Origin of the sequence: Metabacillus flavus (assembly GCF_018283675.1) — a bacterium.
Lineage (GTDB): Bacteria > Bacillota > Bacilli > Bacillales > Bacillaceae > Metabacillus_B > Metabacillus_B flavus.
Genome location: NZ_JAGVRK010000001.1, coordinates 2,129,093 through 2,153,880, shown reverse-complemented (window position 1 = coordinate 2,153,880; position 24,788 = coordinate 2,129,093). Strand labels below are relative to the sequence as shown.

General features: G+C 43.3%; 28 protein-coding genes. 22 read left to right on the top strand and 6 right to left on the bottom strand.

The features are described from left to right. Window positions 1-74: 74 nt before the first annotated feature. The 3 genes from J9317_RS11060 (at window position 75) to ypmT (ending at window position 1,827) form a co-directional block, all read left to right on the top strand. Complete coding sequence (locus J9317_RS11060) at window positions 75-863, top strand: GDSL-type esterase/lipase family protein (RefSeq protein ID WP_211558575.1); 789 nt, start codon at window positions 75-77, stop codon at window positions 861-863. 10 nt (window positions 864-873) lie between these two features. After that, on the top strand, window positions 874-1,449 hold the full coding sequence (locus J9317_RS11055) for a YpmS family protein (RefSeq protein ID WP_211558573.1): 576 nt from the start codon (window positions 874-876) through the stop codon (window positions 1,447-1,449). Between the two features lie 162 nt (window positions 1,450-1,611). After that, complete coding sequence (gene ypmT, locus J9317_RS11050; protein ID WP_211558571.1) at window positions 1,612-1,827, top strand: protein YpmT; 216 nt, start codon at window positions 1,612-1,614, stop codon at window positions 1,825-1,827. 246 nt (window positions 1,828-2,073) lie between these two features. Here the strand turns inward: ypmT and J9317_RS11045 are convergent, their stop codons facing one another. Further along, window positions 2,074-2,835 (bottom strand): DUF4397 domain-containing protein, encoded by a 762-nt coding sequence (locus tag J9317_RS11045; protein ID WP_211558569.1) that lies wholly within the window; start codon window positions 2,833-2,835, stop codon window positions 2,074-2,076. Between the two features lie 176 nt (window positions 2,836-3,011). Here J9317_RS11045 and J9317_RS11040 point away from each other — a divergent pair, with 176 nt between their 5' ends. Beyond that, window positions 3,012-3,818 (top strand): alpha/beta fold hydrolase, encoded by an 807-nt coding sequence (locus J9317_RS11040; protein WP_211558567.1) that lies wholly within the window; start codon window positions 3,012-3,014, stop codon window positions 3,816-3,818. Between the two features lie 30 nt (window positions 3,819-3,848). On the opposite strand, the gene J9317_RS11035 is transcribed toward J9317_RS11040, so the two are convergent. The 3 genes from J9317_RS11035 to J9317_RS11025 all read right to left on the bottom strand — a co-directional run bounded on the left by J9317_RS11035 (window position 3,849) and on the right by J9317_RS11025 (window position 6,264). Beyond that, window positions 3,849-4,106, bottom strand: a complete 258-nt coding sequence (locus tag J9317_RS11035; protein ID WP_211558565.1) for a DNA alkylation repair protein — start codon at window positions 4,104-4,106, stop codon at window positions 3,849-3,851. Between the two features lie 92 nt (window positions 4,107-4,198). Continuing rightward, on the bottom strand, window positions 4,199-5,794 hold the full coding sequence (locus J9317_RS11030; RefSeq protein ID WP_211558563.1) for an MDR family MFS transporter: 1,596 nt from the start codon (window positions 5,792-5,794) through the stop codon (window positions 4,199-4,201). A 41-nt stretch (window positions 5,795-5,835) separates the two neighbouring features. After that, the gene (locus J9317_RS11025) at window positions 5,836-6,264 is read right to left on the bottom strand and encodes a MarR family winged helix-turn-helix transcriptional regulator (RefSeq protein WP_211558561.1); all 429 of its coding nucleotides are present in this window, start codon (window positions 6,262-6,264) and stop codon (window positions 5,836-5,838) included. 190 nt (window positions 6,265-6,454) lie between these two features. On the opposite strand from J9317_RS11025, the gene msrA reads away from it, so the two are divergent. The 17 genes from msrA (at window position 6,455) to J9317_RS10940 (ending at window position 23,158) form a co-directional block, all read left to right on the top strand. Then, window positions 6,455-7,405 (top strand): peptide-methionine (S)-S-oxide reductase MsrA, encoded by a 951-nt coding sequence (gene msrA, locus J9317_RS11020; RefSeq protein ID WP_211558559.1) that lies wholly within the window; start codon window positions 6,455-6,457, stop codon window positions 7,403-7,405. A 388-nt stretch (window positions 7,406-7,793) separates the two neighbouring features. Then, a complete protein-coding gene (locus J9317_RS11015) occupies window positions 7,794-8,687 on the top strand; it encodes an NAD-dependent epimerase/dehydratase family protein (RefSeq protein WP_211558557.1) in 894 nt (297 codons plus the stop codon). A 365-nt stretch (window positions 8,688-9,052) separates the two neighbouring features. Further along, the gene (locus J9317_RS11010) at window positions 9,053-9,169 is read left to right on the top strand and encodes a YjcZ family sporulation protein (protein ID WP_211558555.1); all 117 of its coding nucleotides are present in this window, start codon (window positions 9,053-9,055) and stop codon (window positions 9,167-9,169) included. A 161-nt stretch (window positions 9,170-9,330) separates the two neighbouring features. Continuing rightward, window positions 9,331-10,794 (top strand): NAD(P)/FAD-dependent oxidoreductase, encoded by a 1,464-nt coding sequence (locus J9317_RS11005; protein WP_211558553.1) that lies wholly within the window; start codon window positions 9,331-9,333, stop codon window positions 10,792-10,794. Window positions 10,795-11,382: 588 nt separating this feature from the next. After that, window positions 11,383-12,723, top strand: a complete 1,341-nt coding sequence (locus J9317_RS11000) for an aspartate aminotransferase family protein (protein ID WP_211558551.1) — start codon at window positions 11,383-11,385, stop codon at window positions 12,721-12,723. Between the two features lie 3 nt (window positions 12,724-12,726). After that, window positions 12,727-13,428, top strand: a complete 702-nt coding sequence (locus J9317_RS10995) for a CoA transferase subunit A (RefSeq protein ID WP_211558549.1) — start codon at window positions 12,727-12,729, stop codon at window positions 13,426-13,428. After that, window positions 13,401-14,057 (top strand): 3-oxoacid CoA-transferase subunit B, encoded by a 657-nt coding sequence (locus J9317_RS10990; RefSeq protein WP_211558547.1) that lies wholly within the window; start codon window positions 13,401-13,403, stop codon window positions 14,055-14,057. Before J9317_RS10995 ends, J9317_RS10990 begins: the two co-directional genes overlap by 28 nt. A 13-nt stretch (window positions 14,058-14,070) precedes the next feature. After that, complete coding sequence (locus J9317_RS10985; RefSeq protein WP_211558545.1) at window positions 14,071-15,351, top strand: peptidase; 1,281 nt, start codon at window positions 14,071-14,073, stop codon at window positions 15,349-15,351. Then, window positions 15,318-16,670 carry a 4-aminobutyrate--2-oxoglutarate transaminase gene (gene gabT / locus J9317_RS10980; protein WP_211558543.1) on the top strand — a complete coding sequence of 451 codons (1,353 nt, stop codon included), beginning with the start codon at window positions 15,318-15,320 and terminating at the stop codon, window positions 16,668-16,670. Before J9317_RS10985 ends, gabT begins: the two co-directional genes overlap by 34 nt. A gap of 126 nt (window positions 16,671-16,796) precedes the next feature. Further along, complete coding sequence (gene ablB, locus J9317_RS10975; protein WP_347880556.1) at window positions 16,797-17,621, top strand: putative beta-lysine N-acetyltransferase; 825 nt, start codon at window positions 16,797-16,799, stop codon at window positions 17,619-17,621. A gap of 72 nt (window positions 17,622-17,693) precedes the next feature. Continuing rightward, window positions 17,694-19,106, top strand: coding sequence for a lysine 2,3-aminomutase (gene kamA, locus J9317_RS10970; RefSeq protein WP_211558539.1), 1,413 nt, complete (start codon window positions 17,694-17,696; stop codon window positions 19,104-19,106). After that, window positions 19,096-19,371, top strand: a complete 276-nt coding sequence (locus tag J9317_RS10965; RefSeq protein ID WP_211558537.1) for a YokU family protein — start codon at window positions 19,096-19,098, stop codon at window positions 19,369-19,371. The genes kamA and J9317_RS10965 overlap by 11 nt, the downstream gene beginning before the upstream one ends. 79 nt (window positions 19,372-19,450) lie before the next feature. Then, complete coding sequence (locus J9317_RS10960) at window positions 19,451-19,672, top strand: YozE family protein (RefSeq protein ID WP_211558535.1); 222 nt, start codon at window positions 19,451-19,453, stop codon at window positions 19,670-19,672. A 103-nt stretch (window positions 19,673-19,775) separates the two neighbouring features. Then, on the top strand, window positions 19,776-20,771 hold the full coding sequence (locus J9317_RS10955) for an ABC transporter ATP-binding protein (RefSeq protein ID WP_211558533.1): 996 nt from the start codon (window positions 19,776-19,778) through the stop codon (window positions 20,769-20,771). A 15-nt stretch (window positions 20,772-20,786) separates the two neighbouring features. Continuing rightward, window positions 20,787-21,575 carry an ABC transporter permease gene (locus J9317_RS10950; RefSeq protein WP_211558531.1) on the top strand — a complete coding sequence of 263 codons (789 nt, stop codon included), beginning with the start codon at window positions 20,787-20,789 and terminating at the stop codon, window positions 21,573-21,575. Between the two features lie 9 nt (window positions 21,576-21,584). Then, window positions 21,585-22,376 carry an ABC transporter permease gene (locus J9317_RS10945; RefSeq protein WP_211558529.1) on the top strand — a complete coding sequence of 264 codons (792 nt, stop codon included), beginning with the start codon at window positions 21,585-21,587 and terminating at the stop codon, window positions 22,374-22,376. A 98-nt stretch (window positions 22,377-22,474) separates the two neighbouring features. Continuing rightward, entirely contained in the window at window positions 22,475-23,158 is a 684-nt protein-coding gene (locus J9317_RS10940; protein ID WP_211558527.1) for a hypothetical protein, read from the top strand. On the opposite strand, the gene J9317_RS10935 is transcribed toward J9317_RS10940, so the two are convergent. Continuing rightward, the gene (locus tag J9317_RS10935; RefSeq protein WP_211558525.1) at window positions 23,153-23,299 is read right to left on the bottom strand and encodes a hypothetical protein; all 147 of its coding nucleotides are present in this window, start codon (window positions 23,297-23,299) and stop codon (window positions 23,153-23,155) included. The two genes, J9317_RS10940 and J9317_RS10935, sit on opposite strands and share 6 nt — an antisense overlap. Window positions 23,300-23,431: 132 nt before the next feature. Between J9317_RS10935 and J9317_RS10930 the strand changes: the two genes are divergently transcribed. Further along, window positions 23,432-23,623, top strand: coding sequence for a YozD family protein (locus J9317_RS10930; protein WP_211558523.1), 192 nt, complete (start codon window positions 23,432-23,434; stop codon window positions 23,621-23,623). Here J9317_RS10930 and J9317_RS10925 read toward each other — a convergent pair. After that, a complete protein-coding gene (locus J9317_RS10925; protein ID WP_211558521.1) occupies window positions 23,620-24,699 on the bottom strand; it encodes a DUF2515 family protein in 1,080 nt (359 codons plus the stop codon). The two genes, J9317_RS10930 and J9317_RS10925, sit on opposite strands and share 4 nt — an antisense overlap. Between the last annotated feature and the right edge of the window lie 89 nt (window positions 24,700-24,788).

Genomic DNA, 24,788 nt, shown 5'->3' with positions numbered 1-24,788 from the left:
GGATAAATCGGTATGCTAATAGCATAGAGATGATGGAAATGACTAAATTATTGCAAAGGAGGGACCAAAAAAAGATGAAAAAAATAATGATTTTGCTGACGTCGGCTCTGGTCCTTCTGGCTGGATGCGATCAGTTCACCTTTAAATCACAAGAACCTGCTCCCAAAAAAGCAGAGGTAAAGAAAACGGAAAAGCCTTTAGATGAAGTGAAAAAAGCGGATTTAACGATAACAGGAATTGGTGATTCGTTGACCGCAGGTGTTGGTGATGATACGAAAAATGGCGGATACGTGGGAATCGTTAAAAATAAGTTATCCGGCCTGGAATCGACAAACAGCATAGCGGTTAACAATTATGCGGTGCATGGTAACCAGACAACGGACTTAATAAAAAAATTGGATAAAAAAGAAGTGCAGAATGCGCTGAAACAGTCGGATATCATATTATTGACCATTGGCGGAAATGACATCATGAAGGTCGTAAAGGAGAATGTTTTTAACTTGACTCTTCAGCCCTTTGAAAGAGAGCAGACTGGATATGAACAGCGTTTAGCAGCCATTTTGCTAACGATAAGGCAATATAATCCCGATGCAAAAATCGTCTACTCAGGGTTATATAATCCCTTTAAGTTTGTACTGCCGCAGCTATCTGAAATTGACCTTGTAGTCGCTAAATGGAATGAGGCAGCCAAAAAATTGATCGAGGCTGACGGAAATGCAGAATTTGTTCCAGTGGCAGACCTTTATCAAGAAAAAGATGACGGACTTCTTTATAAAGATGCGTTTCATCCAAACACTCAAGGGTATTCATTAATCGGAGAAAGAGTTTTTGAAGCGATTATGAGGAAAGATGGATCGAGATAGGAGGACGCAGATGAAGAAATGGAAATGGGCGTTTATTATTTTGCTTGCAATTAATGCAGCGGCGGTCGCTATTGCCGCTTTCTTGCTTTTTGCACCGGCTGATAATAATGCTCCAACTCAAAATGATATTAAAGAGGGAAAAGCTGTGGCACTGAATGTTGGTGCCAAAAAAGATGCGCTTAACCAGCTCATCGATCATTATTTGAAGGAAGAGGCAAATGCCGATCAGTATAATTACAAAGTATATTTAGATGACAAGGTCTATTTTACAGGGGCAATTAAGGCGTTCGGCAAGGACATTGATGCGAAAATTACATTTGCTCCCGTCGTTAAGAAGGATGGAAATATGAGATTAATTGTAGAGGACCTTTCAATCGGACAACTGGATATTCCGGTATCATTTGTATTGAATTATATCAGTACATCCTATACCCTTCCCGAATTTGTCCATATTGATGAAAGAAATCATTCCATAGATGTGGATCTTACGGAGATTGAGCTGAGCAACAATTACCGTGCAAAGGCGGAAAAATTTGATTTGAAAAATGATGAAATCCGTTTTGATTTGTTTGTCCCGCTGGATTAAAACTTCAGAGTGCGCAAAGGGTTGACGAAATAGGCCATTTGCCTGATAATATGAACCTAAGAATGTAAATATTTTATGACAGCATTTACGAGAACTTAACAATAGAGAGATAAAAAGCAGGGACTGGCTCCCTCTGCAGTCATAAAAGGATGGAGGATATGCATGGATCAGAGAAAATACATATTAGGCAGCGTTATTTTCCTTTTGGTCGGCCTATACTTTGCAGGAATTGCGGGAATTCAATTTATGGATGAAAAAGTAGAAGAGAACATGGACATCGTGTTTACGAATATTGCATACAGTGCATTGTTTTTCTGCATTACTGTTTATATGCTTCATTTAAAAGACGAAAAATTAAAACGTACAGACGAAAAATGAGAAGGCGGACTGCCTTCTCATTTTTTTATATTCAGATAAGAAGCATTATGCGGCAAGCAAGAAAAGGATAATAAGAGATATACTCAATTTCTTTGTAAAACGCATGTCAGCTCCCCCTTTGATTGTAAAATATGAAATGATTTCTCTTACAATCATAATAGTAAAATTCAGAGAGGAATTGGATGTTTTAACCGTTTTATAAAATAAACTTTACAAAATTCATAATCTATTTACAATCCGATCCTGTTAGCCGATCACCATCATTGCCTCCAGCGGAGGATTTCCGTTCGCAAGCCCAAGAGCAAAAATGGTGTAGGCGGTATCGGATTTAAATTGAACTTTAGGAACGTTAAGGGCAACGGTATCCGTTCCTGCTATTCTTACTTCAAGGTCAATCTTGCCGGCAGGCACTGATTTGTATGGGGTAGCTTTAGTAAAAGAGACATTCGCAAAAAGCACCTCTCCGTTTTTAACCGCCGCGTCCACTGACGGGGCATCGGGAGATAAGTGAACGAATTTTACCTTCGTTTCACCTGCCGAAACGAAAGGGCGGTCTACAATGGGAATCAGTTTTAGTTTTGAAAGCATGCCGCTTGCTGCCAGCGTATACGTAATTCCCGGCATCAGAAGGAAATTTTCAGATAGCACAGGTGTCGTTTGATTGCCTGCCGGAAATATATCAAACCTGTACTGTCCCCCCGGAATTTGCATATAATCGCTAATCTGTTTAAAGGATACATTTGAGAGCACTAACCGTCTGTTCACATAAACATCAACAGCTGGAGCATCAGGTGAGGCGTGAAGAACTCTGATCATGGTCATGCCAGGAGCGATAGCAGCAGTTCCCTGAGGCTGGCCAGAGCCTGTTCGGGTTTGCATGGCAGCCTGCAGAGCCTGGATGTGCTTTTGATAATACATAATATGTGCTTGAGGATTCCGGTATTTATAGTAGGAGGCATACAAGTCATAGACCATTGCCTGCCAGAGGCTGTTCTGATCATTCGCCATTTTGAAACACTCCATTCTGTAAGTTTTCATCAGCCGGTTTAGCGGGAATCAGGATAGATTGTACTATACGTAATATTATTATGTTAACTGAAGGGTGTAATTGTTCTCTATTCACCTATATGATGTTTGAACGGATAGTATTAAGGAAAAAAATAGGTACGAAGAGGAGGATGATTATGAACCAGTATGAATTAACGAAAAATGATCGGACAATTACATATATTGACGAAGGAGTAGGGGATCCTGTTATTCTCATTCACGGATTTTGCGGGAGTGCGGAATATTGGAAATACGTGATTCCTGAAATGGCTGAAAAGCATAGGGTGCTCGCGGTGAATTTAAGAGGGCACGGCGGATCGAGCACAGTGAAAGAAAGCTATGGAGTAGAGGAAATGGCGGAAGATATCAAGCTTGTTATGGATGATTTGAAGATTCAAAGTGCTTCGATTTTCGGACATTCACTCGGAGGATATGTCGCCCTGGCTTTTGCTGAAAAGTACCCGGACAGTCTTAACTCTTTTGGTCTGGTTCATTCCACGGGATTCCCGGACAGCGAAGACGCAAAACTAGGCAGGGAAGCGGGTATGGAAAAAATCGAGAAAGAGGGAATAAAATCTTTTATCGATAATTTGGTTCCAAAATTGTTTGCAGAACAAAACAGGAGTGGGGACGAAGCGGATTTCGCCAAACAAATCGGTTATCATACGCCTACTACAGGTGCGATTGCTGCCCTTGAAGCCATGAAGAACAGACCGGACAGAAGAAGCATTCTTGAAACGTCGGATGTTCCTGTACTTCTGCTTGCAGGAGAAAAGGATGAGGTCGTAGCACCGGAAAAAACCTTTACAGCTAAAGGGCCTCATATTTACCAGTCTGTCCTGAACGGAGCCGGCCATATGGGGATGCTTGAGGAGTCTGATGCTTTTAACAATGTATTAAAAGATTTTCTTGAGAATTTTGTTCATCCAAAACCGAAGGAATAAATGAAAAAGACTGCCGAATGGCAGTCTTTTTCATTGCAGTTTTGCAGGATGGCTTTCTGCAAATTTGACAAAGGATTGTTCATCCTCAATCAATCCGCATGATCCGCACTGGACCCGCTTGGACGTTCCTTTATAGGGAAGATGAAAGGGATCCAGAGAGGACGAATCATATTGTTCCATAATTTCACCTGATTGAGGATTCAATTTAACAGCTTGAGGACTCTGTTCTAAAAGGTGATACCTTGAGCGATTTGTTTTGCAATTTGGACAAAGATACGGAGCAATCATGAAAACACCTCCATGCTTGAATACCATTAGCATATCTCAAGTAGAGAATATTATTCGAAAAAACCCTGCAGCTCACTTGTGCAAATGTCGTTTTACGATTCTTTTACAGCAAGATTCTGATCTTCCTTGTCTTTTTCGGTGCTCTCATCCTTGTTGCTTGTTCTAAGCGGAATTTGTTTAAGGAAGAAGGTTAATGCAAAACCAATCAAAATGACACCTGAACAAATGAGAAATACATTGCTAAGTCCTGCTTCCAGAGTATTTCTAACTCCGTCAATTATTTTGCTGATGGCATCTTGATATTGCGGAGGGACAGATTCTTGAATTTTCTCTAATTTTGCATGATCCATGAGTGCTTGCGGATTCATGAGACCCTCCAGTTTGCCCGAAGGAAGGTCTGTCGGCACATCAGGCTTTGCAGCGTGATGCATACTATTGTTCAGGACAAGGCCCATAATCGCAACTCCCACAGTCCCTCCCGTTTGGCGGAACAGCTGGGAGGAGGCAGTAGCCACCCCGAGATATTGGTGTCCAACTGCATTTTGAACAGTCAAAGTGAAGATCGGGAAGCTCATCCCCAGGCCTGCCCCAACAATCATATTATTGATGACCGCTACGGCAATCCATGTGTTTTCATCCATCAATGACAATGAAAACATTCCAGCTGCCATAATTGCCAGTCCAATTAAAGCATATATTTTATATTTTCCTGTTTTCGTAATAAGAGAACCGGTGATGCTGCTTGCAGCGACCATAGATAACGTCATTGGCATCATGATGAGACCTGAAACAGCAGCCGATACGCCCATAACTCCCTGAATGAAGAAAGGAACATACATGACGGCTCCGAACATTCCGACACCTAAAATGAAGCCGGCAATGTTAGATAATGTGAAGATTCTATTGCGGAAAAGTTCTAATGGGAGAACCGGGCTTTTCGCACGCTTTTCAGCATAAACGAAAAGAATAAGAGATAAGACGGTTAAAGCAAAAAGACCAATGATTTGCAGGGAAGTCCAATCGTACGTAGTTCCTGCCCATGTGAAGGCCAGAAGCAGCGGAACGATAACCGAAGTGACCAAAATTGATCCTAAGTAATCAATGGATTCTGCCTGCTTTCTAGGTGTACTTGGGAATAGGGCCATGATGCAAATAAATGCGAGAATTCCAAAAGGGAGAAATACCCAGAAAACCCACTGCCAATTGGCATTATCAACGATCCAGCCTCCAAAGGTTGGACCGAACACACTTGCCAATCCAAAAACAGAGCTCAGGATTCCCTGCCAGCGTCCCCGTTCTCTTGGTGAAAAAAGGTCACCGACGGCTGTAAAGGAAGTAGACATAATCATGCCTCCCCCGAAGCCCTGGATTCCCCTGAAGATGATAAGCTGAATCATTGATTGAGAAAATCCTGCCATTAATGAGCCGGCCATAAATACGCCAATTCCAATTAAGATAAAAGGTTTCCGTCCATAAATATCAGACAGTTTTCCAACTAGGACAGACGTTATACTGGAAGTCAGCATGAAAATTGTGAAGACCCAGCTGTAATATTCAAAGCCTCCCAGTTCCGCCACAATTTTAGGCAGTGCTGTACCGACAATCGTCTGGTTTAATGCGGCAAAAAGCATAGCGGCCATGATCGCAATCATAATCGTCACTTTTTTGCGGTGATCTAAATGTTCCATTCTGTTTTGTTCCTCCTGTATTAGAGCTTAGCTATCAAGTTTTAATCCAAATCTGTATCTAATTTTTTAAATAAATGCACAAGCGTTTGAAGCTCTTCCTGATTTAGGCTTTCGAACCGTTCAAAAAGATATTCAGTTTTCTTTTTTTCCAGCTCCATTAATTTCTTTGTACCTGCATCAGTTATGCCAATGTTGATGATTCTGCGGTCGGATTCCGCTCGGGACCGTTCGATTAATCCTTTGCCGACGAGTGAATCCGCCATAGATGTAATATGGCTTGCTGATACATCCAGCTTTTTGGATAAATCGGATGCTTTTAACGTTCCTTCGCAGTGAAGTGCTTTTAGAATAAAGAATTCATTCCTTGATATTTCCTTTTCCAATATGCTGTTAACACCCTGGCGGAGCTGGCGGAATACGCTCCGCAGCAGGCCTTCCATTTCATATAGAAGCTCTTCCTTATGGTTCAAACCCTTTCCCTGCTTTCTGAAAAATACTTAAGTAACTGAACTATTAATTAGATTAAGTACTTTCCTTCTTTTTGTCAAGAATAACAATCTGGGATTTTTTAGAAGACAGTCCTTGTGTAAAGCAAGTTTCTTTTCCTGCGGATAGCAGGTGGTATAATAGAAATATGAATCTAAAGCGAGGTGTCTGATAATGAAACAAACAGAATTGGCAACATTTGCCGGAGGGTGCTTCTGGTGCATGGTCCAGCCTTTTGATGAGATGCCTGGAATTGAAAGGGTAGTCTCAGGCTATACGGGTGGCACGATGGAGAATCCTACCTATGAACAAGTATGCTCCAATCAGACCGGTCATTATGAGGCGGTTCAAATAACATTTCAGCCGGACGTTTTCCCTTACGAGAAACTCCTTGAACTTTTTTGGCAGCAAATCGATCCTACAGATGCAGGCGGACAGTTTTTTGACCGCGGAGAGTCTTATAAAACCGCTATATTTTATCACAGCGAGCAGCAGGAACGGCTTGCAGAAGAGTCGAAATCAAAACTCGCAGCCAGCGGAAAATTCAGCAGGCCGATTGCAACGGAAATAAAACCGGCTTCCCCATTTTACCCTGCTGAAGAATACCATCAGGATTACTATAAAAAAAATTCAGCGCACTACAACCGGTACAAAACAGGATCTGGCCGTGCAAAGTTTATTGAAGATCATTGGAAAAATGATGAAAAAGCAGAAATTATTAAGACGCTGACTCCAATGCAATACGAAGTCACGCAAAATAACGGAACAGAGCCCCCTTTCCGCAATGAGTTCTGGGACAATAAAGAAGAGGGTATATATGTGGATATCGTTTCCGGAAAACCTCTTTTCAGTTCGACAGAGCAATACGATGCCGGGTGCGGCTGGCCGAGCTTTACGAAGCCGATTGATGAAGAAGAGGTCGATGAAAAAATGGATTTTACTCACGGTATGGTGCGGACAGAGGTGCGCAGCAAATCCGCAGATTCTCATTTGGGCCATGTATTTAATGATGGACCGGGACCAAATGGACTCAGGTACTGCATTAATTCTGCAGCATTGAAGTTCATACCAAAGAGTGAATTAGCTGAAAAAGGGTACGAGCGTTACAGCGTTTTATTTGACTAATGAAACAAGGCTGCCTGATTTACAGGCAGCCTTGTTTTTTTATTTATTGACTGCGGACGAATATTACCAGCTTTATTACTCTTAAGGAGAAAATAGAAAAACCACCTTCAATAAATTGGAGTTTTTTTACAAAGATTAAAAGCCGGTGTAAACACTTTTATCTGAAAATGATTCCTGATTTATTAGAACTGCCTATGCAGATCAGCTGGAAAGAGCATATCTTAGGGGGAATGCATGAGGACAAGGGCAAACAATCGGCTTAAAATCAAGTTTGGAGGGAATTAGGAATTGTATTTTGATGTTATATTTATGGAACAAAGAAAGGGAGATGCTGCCCTCAAGTACGTTCCGGTTTGTGAAGTGCAGCCACTAAAATGGACTGAAGATAATGAGTAAAAGAATATTGATTACAAGAGCAAATGATTTTACAGGAAGGCATGCTTGCCAGCACTTTATTGAAAAAGGATACGAAGTAATCGGAACAGCAAGTTGGCCATCTGAAAATAACAGAGATTTTAAAGATTTCAACATGAGGCTTTGTGATTTAACAGATGAGAATGCCGTGACAGAATTAATAAACCAAACTAAACCAGACTGCCTTCTTCATTTAGAAGGGATAGGGTATGCAGGAGAAAAAGGGACATATACCATTAGTAATTTAAAAGCAAATATGCTTTCCACCATTCTTTTACTTGATGCTCTTTCAAGAAAAAATCCGGACTCAAAGACCCTCATTACCGTGTCTGCTTTGCAAGCAGAACGGCTGCATTTGGAGTTGATTCCCCATCACCTAAGTAAACCACTTCAAACGCTCTGCTCACTAGCATGGGGCAAGTTATATGGGCTTGATGCGGTAATTGCTAAACCCTCTAATTTAATAGGACCCGGATATTCAGAAGGAGAATGTGCTGCATTTGCAAAAGCGATTATGAACATGCAAAAAAACGGAACCGATAGGAAGCTTACAATTGACAATCCTATTGCTGAAAAAGATTTCTTAGATGTAAGGGATGCAATGGCGGGCTATGAAATTCTGCTGAACTTCAGTTTGTCCGGAGAAACATACGACGTTTGTTCCGGTAAAAACCGATCAATCCAGGACGTGGCAGAGGGATATAAAATGATTACCCCTTTTCCTTTTGAAATTGAAGCAAAGGAAGGCCTGCCGGCAGAAGCAAATTCAATGGGCAATCCCGCACGTTTATTAGATATTGGGTGGAAACCCCGCTATTCATTTGAGGATTCTTTGTCAGATACATTGGACTTTTACTTGCAAACTTAGGGGTCATAATTTTGAATTATATGGTGAATTGTCTTTTTTGTAATTAAGTACAAATGGATTCTGGAGAAAGACTGCTATTAGTCAGAACATAGCGGATTTCTTTAGAGGTTAAATAATAATCAAACAGCCGTACCTTAGACGAAGGATAGTAAAGATACTTTTGATGAATTCTTCCAGATAATGGGGATGCCATCGAGGAAGTGTATAGTGAAAATTTGTTAAATGATGTTGCGCTAAGCCTAAAAAGTGATGCTAATACAGAAACGGATTCGGAAACGAAAAAAAAAATAGGCATTCGCACAAACGAAACAACCTGGGTTCTGCATAGGCTATCATTGACTCACAACAAATGGAGGGATTGCATTATGTATTGCTACCCAGGATATGGTCATGGACACGGCGGTTATGGAAGCAGCTTCGTACTCATCGTTGTATTGTTTATCTTGCTGATTATCGTAGGAGCTGCCTATATCGGCTATTGATTTGTAAAAAGGGGCCTAACGCCTCTTTTTTTATTACATAAGCAAAACACGAACGTTTTATAAAAAATACACCCTATAGTTCGTTTTATTTGTTGACGGAAGCGGTTTGCTTTGGTATATTTACCAAGGATGTTTGAAAAACAAAAACGGAGGGATTTTCCTTGAACCGTATGTATGACGTAATTATCGTAGGAGCCGGGCCGGCCGGCATCTTTGCTTCTTATGAACTTTCCAGCCTGATGCCGGACTTCAAAATCCTGCTGATTGATAAAGGACACGATATTTATCGGAGAAATTGTCCGATTCTTCAGAAAAAAATTGAGAAATGTCCTCCGCCTGCGGGGAAAAAGGACTTCTCTGGATGTCTCCCAGCTTGTTCAATTACAAATGGTTTTGGAGGAGCGGGAGCTTATTCAGATGGGAAATTTAACATAACAAGTGAATTCGGGGGCTGGATGACGGATTACCTTCCTGAAAGTACAGTTATTGATCTGATTAAATACGTTGACCAAATTAATTTAAACCACGGTGCGACTGATACGATAACTGATCCTCTGACAGATAAAGTGAAAGATATCGAGCGAAGAGGGTATGCAGCAGGGTTAAAACTGCTTAGAGCTCAAGTCCGCCATCTTGGAACAGAACAAAACCTGGAAATATTGAAAAGTATTTATGAACATCTTTCCACGAAAATTGAGATGCAGTTCAAAGCAGAAGTAGAAGATCTGATTACGGTCAAGGCTGACGGAAGCCATCAGGTAAAAGGGATTATACTGAAAAATGGTGAAAAAGTTTTGGCAGATAAAGTAATAGTGACCCCTGGAAGAGATGGGTCAACATGGCTTGGAAGCATCATGAAAAAGCGTCGTCTATCTATGATCAGCAATCAAGTAGATATAGGGGTACGTGTTGAAACGTCCAATGTGGTCATGCAGGAAATTAATGAGCATTTGTATGAAGGAAAATTCATCTTCAACACCTCTGTAGGAACGAGAGTCCGAACGTTTTGCAGTAATCCTTCCGGTCACGTGGTCGTTGAAAATCACTCCGGTACGATGCTTGCAAATGGACACGCCTACAAAGACCCGAAGCTTGGAAGCGGCAATACAAATTTTGCCCTGCTCGTATCCCATAAATTTTCTGAGCCGTTTGATCAGCCGAATGAATATGCCCATGAAGTTTCAAGACTTGCGAACAGCCTGTCAAGCGGCGGGTTGATTGTACAGAAATATGGAGATATTTTAAAAGGGCGGCGGTCAACGGCAAACCGGATTAAAGAAGGATTTTTAGAACCAACCCTAAAAGAAGCAGTACCTGGCGATCTAGGTCTCGCTTTGCCTTATAACACAATGAAGAGTCTGATTGAAATGACAGAAGCTCTTGATAAAGTAACACCTGGTCTTGCTTCTGAACACACCCTTTTCTATGGAATAGAAGCCAAATTTTACTCTGCCAGGCCAAAACTGAATGACAGATTTGAAACTGAAATCGGCGGTCTTTATGTAGGCGGCGACGGAGCGGGGATTACAAGAGGACTTGCACAGGCAGGGGCTTGCGGGGTATGGATTGCCCGGGATATAGCGAATAAAAAAGAAACAATTAAAAAAGAAGAAATATTTGCTTAATCGGAAGCGGGAAAAACCCGCTTCTTTTTCTAGTTTAGGCTGATTCGGGGCGGAAGCCGAGCATAGTGTAGCGGAAAACATTGCAAAGTTAGCGAATACAGCCATCGTTTATATGTTAAAGCTGCTTAAAGTTTAATAAAATTATGTTTACATATAGAAGTTTCCATTTTTACGATGGAAGGAAGATGAGTTGGGGATTTCATTGAATTGGATTGGAGGAGCAAAAAATTGTACACGAATGAAGAATTGACCAAAGAAGAAGCTATTCAGCTATTTCAGTTGGATAATGATCATTCGGGAACTGCTGCAAGGAGTCTTTCGCATCCGAAAATACTGAATAGGACTTAGACTCGCCGGATCCTCATCCAGCGGGTCTTTTTTGTGGTAAATGATTGAGTCCTGATTGTAATCCAGAGCATTTGAATGAGAAGCCGTGTGAAAAATAACGTTTTCTTGTCTAAACCGGGCAAAACTCTAATTTCCAGCATCAAATTCCTTGATAAAATCCGCCTAGCATTCTGATATAAACGGCTGAATTCACACATACAATGTATAAATAGAAGGTTTGGCGATCGGGAGGGATGAAGGGTGAAGAGAAGCTACCTGATTAAGCCTCTTTTAGATGAACAGCTGCCGGAAATTGCATTTGGGAGGGGCATTTTTTTATATGGTGCGGATGGCAAGGACTATCTGGATGGATCTTCAGGTGCGATTACGTGCAGCATTGGTCATGGGATAAAAGAGATTACAGATGCAATGAATGAACAGGCGAAGAAGGTTTCGTTTGTATACCGTTCCCATTTTACAAGCAAGGCCGCCGAGGGACTGGCGGATAAGCTTGCAGAGCTGCTGCCGGGGGATTTAAATTGGAGTTTTTTCGTAAACAGCGGGTCTGAGGCAGCGGAAACGGCAATGAAGATGGCGATACAGTATTGGCAGGAAAAGGGGAGGCCGTCTAAAACGGCTGTTTTATCACGCTGGCGGAGCTATCACGGCATTACGATGGGAGCCCTGTCACTTTCCGGATACCCTGAACGCCGGGTGAGATTTACGGACCATCTTGCTTCAAATCCGGATGTTTCTGCACCCTACTGTTTCCGCTGTCCATTTCAGCAATCCTATCCTTCTTGCAATCTCATGTGTGCGGACGATCTGGAGCGTTCAATTAAGAGAATGGGAGAGGAAAATATTGCCGCGTTTATCGCAGAACCAATCGTTGGTGCGGCTGGAGCCTGCTTAACTCCGCCTCCTGGCTATTATGAACGGATCCGGGACATTTGCGACCGGTATGATGTCCTGTTTATTGCAGATGAAGTTATGACGGGGATGGGAAGAACCGGGAAGGTCCTGGCTATTGAGCACTGGGATTGTCTGCCGGATATCGTAGTGCTTGGCAAAGGGCTGGGTGCCGGCTACAGTCCGATTGCGGCGGCGGTTGCCTCCGATAAAGTCATGAAGCCTATTCAGGAAGGGAGCCGTGTAATCATGAGCGGCCATACGTATAGCGGAAATCCTCAGTCAGCGGCAGCCGCCTTAGCCGTTCTGAAATATATGGATAAGCATAGCCTTGCTGAACAGGCAGCAAGGCAGGGCCAGCAGCTGCGGGAGCAGCTGAATGGCATGCAGCAATCCTTCCCTTTTATAGGAGAGGTGAGGGGAATCGGGCTTTTGATCGGGATTGAATTATTGAACAATCATGATGACATGGCTCCTTTTCCTAAGCAGCTGAAAGCGGGGGCCAAATTGGTTGAGCTTGCATTCAGGAATCGCCTGATTCTGTATCCAGCGAGTGCAGGAGAAGAGGGCGGGGACGGAGATGCTGTAATTATTGCTCCGCCGCTCACCATTACAAGTCAGGAAACGGCAGATTTGCTTAAGCGCTTCAGAAGAGCGTGCAATCATTTTGTTCAATGGCAAAAGGAGGCGTAAGGGATGGAGGAATACAGTAAGATCAGCCAGGCAGAGGAAGCGATAAAAACAGTGAAAGACGGAACCTCTCTCATGATTGGCGGGTTTGGAGGAGTAGGTTCGCCTCCCCTCCTTATTGAAGCCATTTTAGAAAAAGGGGTCCGGGATCTCCATATTATTTGCAATGATGCCGGATTTCCCGATATCGGTGCAGGCAGGTTGATTACCGCAGGCAGAGCAAGGAAGCTTACAGCCTCCCATATTGGATCGAACCCCATTGCCGGAAAGCTTATGACCGAGGGGAAGCTGGAGGTTGAATTTTCGCCGCAGGGAACACTTGCCGAAAGAATCCGCGCAGGGGGTACAGGCCTTGGAGGCATCTTAACGGATATTGGTTTAGAGAATGATTACGTGCGAAATGGAAAGCAGCTGATTGAGTCAGGAGGGAAATCGTATCTCCTGGAAACGGCCATTCGAGCCGATACAGCCATCCTGCATTGCGGCAAAGCGGATACTTGGGGTAATCTCAGCTACTGCAAAAGCGCACGGAATATGAATCCGCTTATGGCGATGGCGGCTGACTTTACGGCTGCTGAAGCGGAGGAACTGGTAAAGGCCGGGGATATGAATGGGGATGAGGTCATAACGCCTGGTGTGTTTATACAGACGGTTGTGCAAAGCAAGGGAGTGAATTGGAAATGGGTATGGGAAGAGAAACAAAGCTGAGCATTGCCAGGAGAGCCGCACAAGAGGTGGAAAAAGGAATGGTGGTCAATTTGGGTATTGGCATTCCTTCACTCGTGCCGAATTTTTTGCCTGAAAACTTTCCGGTCATGATTCAGGCGGAAAACGGAATTTTGGGGATGGGTCCTGAGCCTCCGCCCGGGCAAGAGGAGTGGGAGCTCTGCAATGCCGCGGGGTTTCCGGTTACGGAAGGAAAAGGAATCTCCTACTTTGATTCTGCAGAGGCATTTGGAATGATCCGCAGCGGCTGCATTGATATGACCATACTGGGGTCTCTCGAGGTAAGCTCAAGCGGTGACCTTTCCAATTGGATCGTACCTGGAAAAACGGTACCCGGAATGGGCGGGGCGATGGAGCTTGCTCAAAAGGCGAGAAAGGTTCTCGTTGTGATGAGCCATACAGACAAGTACGGCCGGCCAAAGATCGTGAAGAAATGCTCCTTGCCGATCACAGCAAAAAAATGCGTCAGCCGGATCATTACGGAAATGGCTGTGCTGGATGTAACAGATTCAGGGCTTATGCTAAAGGAAGTAATGGGATCATTTTCAGTAGAGGAGGTCATCTGCAGCACAGGAGCTTCTTTACTTATTTCACCAAAATTAAAAGCGTAGGAAGGATGATTGCATGGATCAGGAGCAATTGGCTATTTGCCAGTGGCTGGATCGAAATCAGCATCGTGCGGTTAAATTGCTGCAAAAGTTAGTGGAACAGCCAAGCACCCAGGGAAACGAAGCCTCTGCCCAGGCAATTGTTTTGGAAAAATGCAGGCAGATCGGACTTGACATTGATATATGGGAGCCTGGCGGGAAAAAGCTGAAATCGCACCGGCACTTTTATTCAACAAGGTCAAATTTTAAAGGAAGCCCCAATATTGCGGCCGTCCTGAAAGGCAGCGGAGGCGGAAAATCCCTAATTTTCAACGGCCACATAGATGTTGTGCCTGAAGGGGATCTGGAGCAGTGGGATCGGGAACCTTACTTTCCGAAGCTTGAGAATGGGAACGTCTATGGAAGAGGGACATCAGACATGAAAGGCGGAAATGTCTCGATGCTCATGGCCTTGGAAGCCATTGCAAGCTGTCAGGCTTCTCTTAAAGGAGACATTATTTTTCAAAGTGTGATTGAAGAAGAGAGCGGCGGAGCGGGTACATTGGATGCTATCTTAAGGGGCTGGGGAGGGGATGCAGCCATCATCCCTGAGCCTACAAACATGAAAATCTTCCCGAAGCAGCAGGGTTCGATGTGGTTTAAAGTGATTGTGCACGGTAAATCTGCCCACGGGGGTACCAGGTATAAAGGCGTTTCTGCAATCGAGAAGGCGATGATTGTCATGAACCATATTCGTGAACTTGAAAAAGTCAGGAATGACCGGATTACAGATTCCCTTTATGCTTCCACCCCGATACCGATTCCAATCAATATCGGAAAAATAACCGGAGGCAACTGGCCATCCTCCGTTCCGGACCGTGTCATTCTTATAGGAAGGTGCGGGGTTGCACCGCATGAACAAATGGAAGAGGTTCAAAATGAGATGCGGGATTATTTAGAGCGGCTCGCTGAGTTTGATCCATGGTTCGCGAATCATCCTGCAGAGCTGCAATGGTATGGGGCGCGATGGCTTCCAAATGAGCTGGAACCGGATCACCCGCTCATTGACTGCCTCATTCAAAGCTATAAGGAAGTAACAGCGGAGGAACCAGTCATGGAGGCTTCACCGTGGGGAACCGATGCAGGAATGATTTCGGCGTCAGGCAGCATCCCCTCGATCGTGTTTGGACCCGGCATCACGGAAACAGCCCATCACCCCAATGAGTACATTCCAGTCAAAAATGTCATGGAGGCTGCGAAGATAATGGCTCTCTTTGCATTAAAATGGTGCAGAACGGCGAAGGGGGAGTCAATGTGACAAAATTTATTTCGCTTAAAGCTGCTTCCGGCGCAGCAACTGCAAAGCTTATGGAACGAAGAAATCAGCATGTGCCAAGAGGTCCTTTTCATGTGATGAACAAGTTCATCACTCATGCTAAGGGGGCGCAGGTTACAGATGCGGAAGGGAATAAGTATTTGGATTTTGCAGGAGGTATTGGGACATTAAATGCCGGGCATTGCCCGGATGGGGTCGTAAACGCGCTAAAGGAGCAGCTTGATTTGTTCATTCATCCAAGCTTTCACGTCATGCTTTATGAATCCTATATAGAATTGGCGGAAGAGCTGAACCGTCTTGCACCGGGAGACCACCATAAAAAAACGTTCTTTCTCAACAGCGGAGCGGAAGCAGTCGAAAACGCGGTAAAGATTGCGAGAAGGGCTACCGGACGCAGGGCTGTGGTTTCCTTTGAAAGAGGGTTCCATGGAAGAACCTACATGGCCATGGGTCTTACGAGCAAGGTGAAGCCATACAAAAATGGTTTTGGCCCTTTCCCTCCCGATGTTTATAAACTTCCGTTTCCCTATTACTTTCATTCAGATGGCCAATCCCAAAAAGAAGTTGATGCCAAGGCAATCGAGCAGATTGAGACGTTTTTTATGACGGTGGTTCCCCCGGAGGATATAGCAGCTTTTATTATGGAGCCTGTTCAGGGAGAAGGGGGTTTTGTCATTCCATCTGCTTATTTTGTTCAGCAGGTTAATAATATTTGTGAAAAGAACGGAATTCTTTTTATTGCCGATGAGGTTCAAACAGGATTCGGAAGGACGGGCAAATGGTTTGGGATGGAGCACTTTGGCGTCATCCCGGATATTGTGACGATGTCCAAATCTATTGCAGCCGGCTTTCCGATTAGTGCTGTTACAGGAAGAGCGGAGGTGATGGACGCTGCGGAAGTCGGAGAAATCGGAGGTACGTATGGAGGCAGTCCTCTTGGATGCAGGGCGGCATTAGAGGTTATTAAAATGATAAAAGATCAAAAGCTTCTTGAACGATCGGAAAAGATCGGCGAAATCATTGAATCGTACTACCTGAAATGGACTAAAGAATTGCCATTTATAGGAGAAGGAAGACGACTTGGAGCAATGGCTGCCATAGAAATAACGGCACCAGGGAGCGCGAAACCTGATAAACCCCTAACTGTCAATCTCCTTAATAAAATTCACGAGCGCGGTGTCATCCTAATGAGCGCCGGACTATGGGGCAATGTCATTCGTTTCCTTTGTCCGCTTGTGATTTCTGATGAAGAATTAATCGAGGGTCTTGAAGTCATAAACGCTGTTCTGTACGAAAACTGAGCCGCCTTAAAGGGTGGTTCTTTTGTAAAGGGCTTCGGGAATTGAAGCACCTTCATTTTTCTCCTTAGGAGGAAGCAGGGATGGAATGCCAAAGCCGGGTAAATGGGGGATATTCTTTTGAAAGAAGTGATTGAGGCAGGACTGAAGGGAAACGCAACGGCAGTATTTGATGTATTTAATGAAAGGTGCAGAGTCGACGATTACGCAGGAAATTTTCCCTTTTTATATAACAAGCTGGTTGATGAATGCAGAAAAAAATCTGTTAAAAAACTGATCTGGAAGGTAAAGGCTTCGGATTGCTTCCAGGCGCTTGGACTGGGAATGGAGGCTGAAGGTGCCGCAGGTTCTTATTTCAGGGGAGAGCCATGCTGGTTTTTTTCAAAATTTTTCTCGGAAACAAGAAGAAAAACGGATGAATGGATAAATGAAGACAGGATGCTTGAGGAGGTTTTCCATAAGGCGCATAATCGGGGCATCCCCTTGCCGCCGGATGGCTTAAGGGAAGCTGCCTTAGTGGATGCAGAAGAGCTTGCTTCTTTTTACGGAGGGCTTTTCCCCGTTTACCCTGTCCCGATTGCAGACCCTGATTATATAAAAAAATCCATGAGGTCGTCTTCTGTATATATGCTCGTTGAAGATGCAGGCGTTATCGTGAGTGCTGCTTCCGCTGAAATGGATGAAAACCATTTAAATGCGGAAATAACCGATTGCGGAACACTGCCTCCCTATCGTAAACAGGGACACCTTCAGCATTTGATTTGTGCGCTCGAGGAAAAGCTTTTGAAAAACGGAATTTATTCAGCATACTCTCTTTCCCGGGCAAGTTCCTTTGGAATGAACCGCTCCTTATATCAATGCGGCTACACATATGGCGGACGCCTTGCAAATAATTGCTATATCTATTCGTCGATTGAAAATATGAACATATGGTGGAAGGATCTATCAAGGTAGTTCTCAGAGATTAAGCTGCTTTATGCATGATCCTGCATTTATTGCAGATAAAAGCAAGTGGGGGGGAAAACAATGGCTCAGCAGCTCTATGTGCCAAACAGGCACTGGAAGGATATCAGCCTGTGGAAAGACGTCCCGGAAGAAAAGTGGAATGACTGGCTATGGCAGCTCACCCATACGATCCGTACGGCAGATGATTTAAAACAAGTTATAAACCTGACTCCAGAAGAAGAAGAAGGCGTCAGGATTTCAGCAAAAACCATTCCTTTAAATATTACGCCTTATTATGCTTGGCTCATGAATCGTGATAACCCTAAATGCCCGATTCGGATGCAGTCCGTACCAATCGGAATCGAGCTGAATAAAACGAAATATGACCTGGAAGATCCTCTTCATGAAGATGAAGATTCACCTGTACCAGGCCTTACTCACCGGTATCCTGACCGCGTTCTCTTTCTTGTAACCAATCAATGCTCTATGTATTGCAGGTATTGTACAAGAAGGAGATTTTCCGGCCAGATCGGAATGGGCGTTCCGAAAAAGCAGCTGGATAACGCGATTGCTTATATCGCCTCTGCCCAGGAAGTAAGGGATGTATTGATTTCCGGCGGTGATGGCTTATTAATTAACGATAGCATTCTTGAATACATTCTAAAAAATTTAAGAGATATTCCGCATGTGGAAATCATCCGGATCGGAACGAGAGCCCCGGTTGTTTTCCCCCAGCGGATTACAGAAAATCTTTGCCGAATCTTAAAAAAATATCATCCTGTTTGGCTGAATACACATTTTAATACGAGCATCGAAATCACGGAGGAATCCAAAAAGGCTTGTGAAATGCTCGTGGATGCAGGGGTGCCTGTTGGCAATCAGGCAGTCATCCTCAAAGGTATCAATGACAGCGTTTCAATCATGAAAAAACTTATGCATGATCTCGTGATGATCCGGGTAAGGCCCTATTATATTTATCAGTGCGACCTTTCTGAAGGGATCGGGCACTTTAGAGCACCTGTATCCAAAGGTCTTGAAATTATAGAAGGACTGAGAGGGCATACGAGCGGATATGCCGTGCCAAGCTTTGTAGTTGATGCCCCGGGTGGCGGAGGGAAAATAACACTTCAGCCAAACTACCTGATTTCTCAAAGTCCTTCCAAAACGGTTCTTCGCAATTTTGAAGGGGTCATTACGTCTTATCCCGAGCCTGAGAACTATGTACAAGGAACGGCAGATGAGTACTTCGAGTCTATTTACGGAAGCATGGATAAGAAAAAATCGATAGCAGGCATAGCGGGAATTCATGAGGAAGCGTATCTGACTCTTACCCCTGCTGATTTATCCAGACTAAAAAGAAGGAACCAATACAGCAGCAATCCAGCCCACCAGACCTTAAAAGACAAGCGGGAAAAACGGAATGAACTAAGGGAGAGAAAATTCCAGTCACAACAGCAAAAAATTATATTACAAGGTGAACGCGATGACGTGTGAATGGTGCGGTTCTGACAAAACGAAAACAGCTGAACTCCCCGTTTACTGGGAATTGCCTGATGGAACGAGATCAATAGAGATTACAAATGCTCCATCGGTTAATTGCCTCGCCTGCCATATGGTCTATCAGGAAGAGAAAGTCGTGAAGGAAATTGAAAATCAGCTGTTTCTCATCCGGACATCAAATTTGGGTGATTCAATTGACTATAAGCAGCTTATGGCAGAGCCTAAAATTTTAAAGAAAAACTACTTTGACTTCAGTTAGCATCAAATCAGAAAGATTGACTCCCTCTCTGAACAGGATATAATAAAATCCAATCAGCCAATTTTGCGGGGGAGAATGTATGAAGTCTTTTTACCACTACCTGATGAAGTTCAGGCATCCTAAACCAAAGGATGAAATCAGCCGCTTTGCAAACCATGCCTATATGGATCATAGTTTTCCAAAATCATCCGATGTCTATCATGAGATTTCCGACTATCTGGAACTCAGTGCAGAATATATGGAGAATATGTCGGTTTTTGATGAAGCATGGGACCTTTATAGATTGGAAACAGCCAAATAATCCGTTGTTAGACCGCAAATTTGCGGTCTTTTTTCGTTTACAAAAAAAGGAACTAATCTTATAATTTGTAAGCGTTAGCAGAAGGTGTGTTCGGAGGGATTAGATGATACATGTAACAAATTTAGAAAAAGAATATTTATTGGTAAAAAGGGATCCAGGCTTAAGAGGTGCTTTTAAATCACTCTTCAACCGAAAGTATGAGAAGAAGACAGCGGTGAAGGGTGTCAGCTTTTCTATCCAAAAAGGAGAAATGGTAGGGTATATCGGCGCGAACGGTGCCGGGAAATCCACAACCATTAAAATGCTGACCGGGATACTGACTCCATCATCTGGAGAAGTAAAGGTCAATGGGATTATTCCATACATTAAACGAAAAGAAAATGCAAAGCAGATTGGAGCTGTATTTGGGCAGCGAACACAGCTTTTTTGGGATATTCCGGTCCGTGAATCTTTCGAACTGCTAAAAGAGATTTATGAGGTTCCGCAAGAGCAATTCAATGAAACGATGGAGCTTTTTACAGATGTTCTGCAGCTTGATTCCCTGCTTGGAATTCCGGTCAGGCAGCTTTCTCTTGGGCAGAAAATGCGCTGTGAACTGGCAGCTGCCTTCATTCACCGTCCTGAAGTTGTGTATCTAGATGAGCCGACAATCGGATTGGATGTAGCCGTTAAAGTAAAAATCCGGAAATTCATTCGGGATATGAATGAAAAATGGGGGACGACCGTCCTGCTCACGACCCATGATATGCAGGATATTGAGGAGATTTGCAGCCGGATTATCATTATCGATCAAGGAACGATTTTATATGATGGGGGTCTGAACGAAATCAAAGAGCGTTTTTCAGCAAAAAGAGAGATTCATTTTGAGCTGGATCAATTGCAATCGTTTGCACTTCCGGAATCACTGCGTATTCTTGCTGATTGCAGGCTTGAGGAGGACGAATCAATGAAGAAAGCCATTGTATCCTTCTCAAATAACGAAATAAAAGGATCGGATGTCATTGCAGAAGTATTAAAAGATAATAAAATTACCGATTTATCGATTCAGGATCCTAAAATTGAAACCATTATTGAAGAAATTTATAACCGTGGGCTTTAAAGGAGGTGCACCCAAATGAGAAAGTATTGGATGTTTGCTAAATCCTCTATGCAAATAAGTGCTGCATACAGCGCTTGGTATTGGGCGAGCATGGCCACAGTTATTTTGAAGCTGCTGATTATGTTTTATTTCTGGCATGCCGTCTATCAAAATCAATCATCGATTGGGCAGCTGAACTTGAAGGATATGCTTACATATATCATTGTTGCGATGTTTGTGCAGGGATTTGTTTCAGGGGCAGGAAATGAACTCGCCAGAGAAATTAAGCAGGGGCAAATCGCTGTTGAATTAATGAGGCCTTACGATTATCTTTTTAAAATGATTTTTATGGATTTTGGTCAAAAAGCGTCTTTTTTTATCAGGGAAACGATTCCAATGGGACTTATTGCATTTCTCGTCATTCAAATAAACCCGCCAGGCAGCCTGGTACAATTTCTCCTGTTTCTCGCCAGTGCCGCTTTTGGATTATGGATTGGTACTTTTTTTGACATGCTGATCGGAATCCTGGCATTTTGGACAGTGAATATATGGGGGGTACAAGTGTTAAAGGAAGGTGTGATCACGTTTTTTTCAGGTGCTCTTATTCCTATCACGCTGTTTCCTGCATGGCTTCAATCTATTTCGTTTGCTCTGCCGTTTCAGGCAATGGTGTTTTCACCGGTTGCCATTTACACAGGACAGATTACCGGAACGGACGTATACTGGACGATTGCAGTTCAGGCGGCCTGGGCTGCAGCATTGTATATTCTGCTTAAAGTTTTATGGAACCAGGCGATTAAAAAAGTGACCATTTTCGGCGGATAGGAGGCTTCAATGAAAAGGTACGCAAAGCTATATTATTTGTTTGCTAAAAGTCATATAAAAGTGATGCTTGAGTATAGAATTGATTTTCTGATCGGAATGGTTTCTGTCGCACTTCAGCAATTTGCAGGCGTATTTTTTCTGGCAGTGGTTTTTGGACATATTCAACAATTAAACGGATGGTCGTTTCATGAATTGCTTTTTATATATGGTATTGCGGCAAGCGGGAGGGCGATCCATCATATCTTTTTTGATAATTTGTGGACGCTCGGCTGGCAGTATATCAAGCCCGGTCAGCTGGACAGACTGCTGATTCGTCCGATTAATCCTTTTTTCCACGTATGTGCAGACAGACTGCAGCAGGACGGTTTTGGGCAGTTGCTTATAGGATGGATTATTCTCGGGACGGCGATTCCGCATTTAAACCTTTCCTGGGGTTTTCTTGAAATTATCATGCTTCTGGTGATGGTTGTTTCAAGCGGTGTCATCTTCGTAGCCATCAATCTATTTTTTGCTGCCCTTTCTTTTTGGATGACAGACAGTATGCCGGTATTATGGGCGGTTTTTAACCTAAGCGAATTCGCCAAATACCCGTTGACCATTTATCATAAAGGACTGCAGTTTTTCCTGACTTGGATCATTCCATACGGATTCACTGCCTTTTTGCCGGCCGCATGGTTTCTGGATAGAGAAGGCTATGATTCGGTAGCCATCGCAGCACCCGTTACAGCAGCGGCTGCGATGATTGCAGCCTATCTGTTTTGGCTGCTCGGTTTGAAAAATTATACAAGTACAGGAAGTTAAAAAATGAAACCGTTGGACCCTGTGTGAACTGCCCATGCGAATACGAAACACCCGCATATACTATCATAACTTTTCAGAGTGCGGGAGTGAGAATGGGCATGACCTCAAAATATCCTAAGTATAAAATGGGAGAAGTCGTTGTAATCGTTCTATACGGAACAGTCGGCACCGTTACAAATGTTTATAAGCTGAACCAGTCATTTCTTTATGAGGTCAACCATGGGGATGTTCTTTTCTTTGAGAGTGCCCTTTCTTTTTATACAGAATACGAGGGGAAAATCTTTGAAATTGAACGGATTGAAGTGGAATATCAATTTGCAATCGGGGACCTCGTCCATGTAAGCGGGTACGGAAATGATTTATTTAAAATTGTGGGATTAAGAACAGAGATATGGAGATACCTGGAGGACGGCTGGGAGGATATGGTGTATGAATTGATGAGGGTGGCTGATGGGGAATGGCTGGAGGCTGCGGAGGAAGAATTGGTGCTTGTGATGAGCAACAATGAGGCAGAAAAATCTCTTCATCAAATTATGCTTATGCTCAATAAAGAGGGTGCAGAAGGCGAGGTGCAGGAAGAGGCCATGGGTTCGAAGTCCGGCGGGCTTTCATATTCTTTAGAAAAGCCCGAAAAAAAGAGAGAACCAGGCCAGCTGATTAATGACCTGCTTGATATATACAATGACTACAAACTTCTGCATATGCAGTTTGGAGATTCAGAGTATAAGGAAATGATGCAAATGGTAATGGACAGTCTCAAACGATTCCGGCCTAACTCATAATGAATTCAGCAGCAAAACTGCAATTTTCCATCCAATAAAGGGCAGGCAGCCAACAACAGCAATTGTAAATAAAATGCGTACCCCCGCAATCAGAATTCTATCAAAATGTTCACCATCGGCCCAATCTAATATTCTGTTCATCCATTTTCCCCCTCATAGGCTTGTCCTGTCAAAAAGATATGCAGGGGAAAGCTGCTCTATTCCAAAAATCTTGTTCTAATTCTGACATAAGCTTGCTCTTCTTTTCATATGAAATAGAAAGGGGGCGAGACAATGAAAGAAATTGAAGTAGTGATTGATACGGAGGAAATTGCAGAGTTCTTCTATTCGGAATTAACTAAAAGAGGCTACATACCGGGAGCAGAAGAGCTGGAAGTCCTAGCTGATATCATGTTTGATTACCTTCTCGTCAAATGCATCATTGATGAAAATTTTGAAGATGAGCAGCAGCCCCCGTTGGATTAGCGGAACAGTTTTTTGCTTATGGCTGAAATAGGGGCAAGTTTAAGAAGATCGGCCATTACTTTATTCGTTAGATCCTGTAATTTTTCTGTTTCCGGAAGCTCAAATCCGTCGGGATTCCCAAGCTTAACAAACCAATCTTTCTTTATGCATTCCGGAGCAGGGATGATAGGCCATGCATCGGCGAGATATGGACTTGTCAGTTTGAAGGGATCCGGTGAAGCTGAAAACAGATGCGGCCAATAGTCGCTCCTCGAAGCTGTGTGAGCGGAGGATTTGCAGAAAGCTAAAATAGACTCATGAATTTTCCGGTGATGGAAAAGCAGGTAATACAGTTTTTTTCCTGTTTTGATTCGCTCCGGGAGGGATTGAAAGCCAGTAACTGTTAGTCCGGCAACGGAATTTTGCTTTTGCTTATGGTGTTTTTTATATGGAAAAAGAATATTCGTCAATCCCCATTTCTCCTGAAATGAAAATTTTAGATTAGTAAAGATGGATGCGGTCTGGTCTGATAGGATGTTTTCCTCAATCATGGACTGCTCATTTGTAATTAGGGCCATAGTCAGCACAGCAGAATTTCCGGTTTGCAAAAACCAGGACCAGATCGGTTTCATAAAAGCAGAGACGCGAAAAGCGGGCAGGAGATGAAAAAAGTTCCTGTTCTTCTTTTTGCTTTCTTCATATAAAAGAAGCTGAGGATAAGCATCCAAAAAAATTGCGGCGTTAATGAGCTCAAGCAGGTGAAACAATTCGTTTTTTTCGTTTGGGTGAAGTAAAGGCCCTATGTAGGAAGATTTAAGGTCTGTCATACTGTATCCGCCGTTTCTTGATACAAGATGGGCAAGCAGCGCCCAATGGACCTCAGGATATTGGCAATGAAATGCGAGGTAACTTTGTGTGCGTGTCAAATTAGACTTGTTGTTTAGAGCCGTTTCACTTTTGATTCTCTGGATCAGCTTTCTCTCGTCACCATCGGTAATGAGAGGCATTTGATCTGCGTTAAGCTGATTATGGAGAATGCTGTACAGGTTTTCCTTATCTTCATCATCAAACTTATAGCGCTTCTCAAATCTATTCATGTCTTTTCCCTCCTTGCCCTGCTTCGCCGCCCTGAAATAATGTATGATAAAATTGAAACTTAGGTTCACTCTGCTCCGTATTAAGGATA

Coding starts and splice junctions, on each gene's coding strand:
- J9317_RS10945 (WP_211558529.1), top strand. CDS start 21,585: ATGAAAAGGTACGCAAAGCTATATTATTTGTTTGCTAAAAGTCATATA.
- J9317_RS10940 (WP_211558527.1), top strand. CDS start 22,475: ATGACCTCAAAATATCCTAAGTATAAAATGGGAGAAGTCGTTGTAATC.
- J9317_RS10990 (WP_211558547.1), top strand. CDS start 13,401: ATGGGTATGGGAAGAGAAACAAAGCTGAGCATTGCCAGGAGAGCCGCA.
- J9317_RS10960 (WP_211558535.1), top strand. CDS start 19,451: ATGAAGTCTTTTTACCACTACCTGATGAAGTTCAGGCATCCTAAACCA.
- J9317_RS11010 (WP_211558555.1), top strand. CDS start 9,053: ATGTATTGCTACCCAGGATATGGTCATGGACACGGCGGTTATGGAAGC.
- J9317_RS10925 (WP_211558521.1), bottom strand. CDS start 24,699: ATGAATAGATTTGAGAAGCGCTATAAGTTTGATGATGAAGATAAGGAA.
- J9317_RS11035 (WP_211558565.1), bottom strand. CDS start 4,106: ATGATTGCTCCGTATCTTTGTCCAAATTGCAAAACAAATCGCTCAAGG.
- J9317_RS10965 (WP_211558537.1), top strand. CDS start 19,096: ATGACGTGTGAATGGTGCGGTTCTGACAAAACGAAAACAGCTGAACTC.
- gabT (WP_211558543.1), top strand. CDS start 15,318: ATGGTGCAGAACGGCGAAGGGGGAGTCAATGTGACAAAATTTATTTCG.
- J9317_RS11060 (WP_211558575.1), top strand. CDS start 75: ATGAAAAAAATAATGATTTTGCTGACGTCGGCTCTGGTCCTTCTGGCT.
- J9317_RS11015 (WP_211558557.1), top strand. CDS start 7,794: ATGAGTAAAAGAATATTGATTACAAGAGCAAATGATTTTACAGGAAGG.
- msrA (WP_211558559.1), top strand. CDS start 6,455: ATGAAACAAACAGAATTGGCAACATTTGCCGGAGGGTGCTTCTGGTGC.
- J9317_RS11055 (WP_211558573.1), top strand. CDS start 874: ATGAAGAAATGGAAATGGGCGTTTATTATTTTGCTTGCAATTAATGCA.
- J9317_RS10995 (WP_211558549.1), top strand. CDS start 12,727: ATGGAGGAATACAGTAAGATCAGCCAGGCAGAGGAAGCGATAAAAACA.
- J9317_RS11040 (WP_211558567.1), top strand. CDS start 3,012: ATGAACCAGTATGAATTAACGAAAAATGATCGGACAATTACATATATT.
- J9317_RS10935 (WP_211558525.1), bottom strand. CDS start 23,299: ATGAACAGAATATTAGATTGGGCCGATGGTGAACATTTTGATAGAATT.
- J9317_RS11030 (WP_211558563.1), bottom strand. CDS start 5,794: ATGGAACATTTAGATCACCGCAAAAAAGTGACGATTATGATTGCGATC.
- ypmT (WP_211558571.1), top strand. CDS start 1,612: ATGGATCAGAGAAAATACATATTAGGCAGCGTTATTTTCCTTTTGGTC.
- J9317_RS10955 (WP_211558533.1), top strand. CDS start 19,776: ATGATACATGTAACAAATTTAGAAAAAGAATATTTATTGGTAAAAAGG.
- kamA (WP_211558539.1), top strand. CDS start 17,694: ATGGCTCAGCAGCTCTATGTGCCAAACAGGCACTGGAAGGATATCAGC.
- J9317_RS10930 (WP_211558523.1), top strand. CDS start 23,432: ATGAAAGAAATTGAAGTAGTGATTGATACGGAGGAAATTGCAGAGTTC.
- J9317_RS10985 (WP_211558545.1), top strand. CDS start 14,071: ATGGATCAGGAGCAATTGGCTATTTGCCAGTGGCTGGATCGAAATCAG.
- J9317_RS11045 (WP_211558569.1), bottom strand. CDS start 2,835: ATGGCGAATGATCAGAACAGCCTCTGGCAGGCAATGGTCTATGACTTG.
- J9317_RS10950 (WP_211558531.1), top strand. CDS start 20,787: ATGAGAAAGTATTGGATGTTTGCTAAATCCTCTATGCAAATAAGTGCT.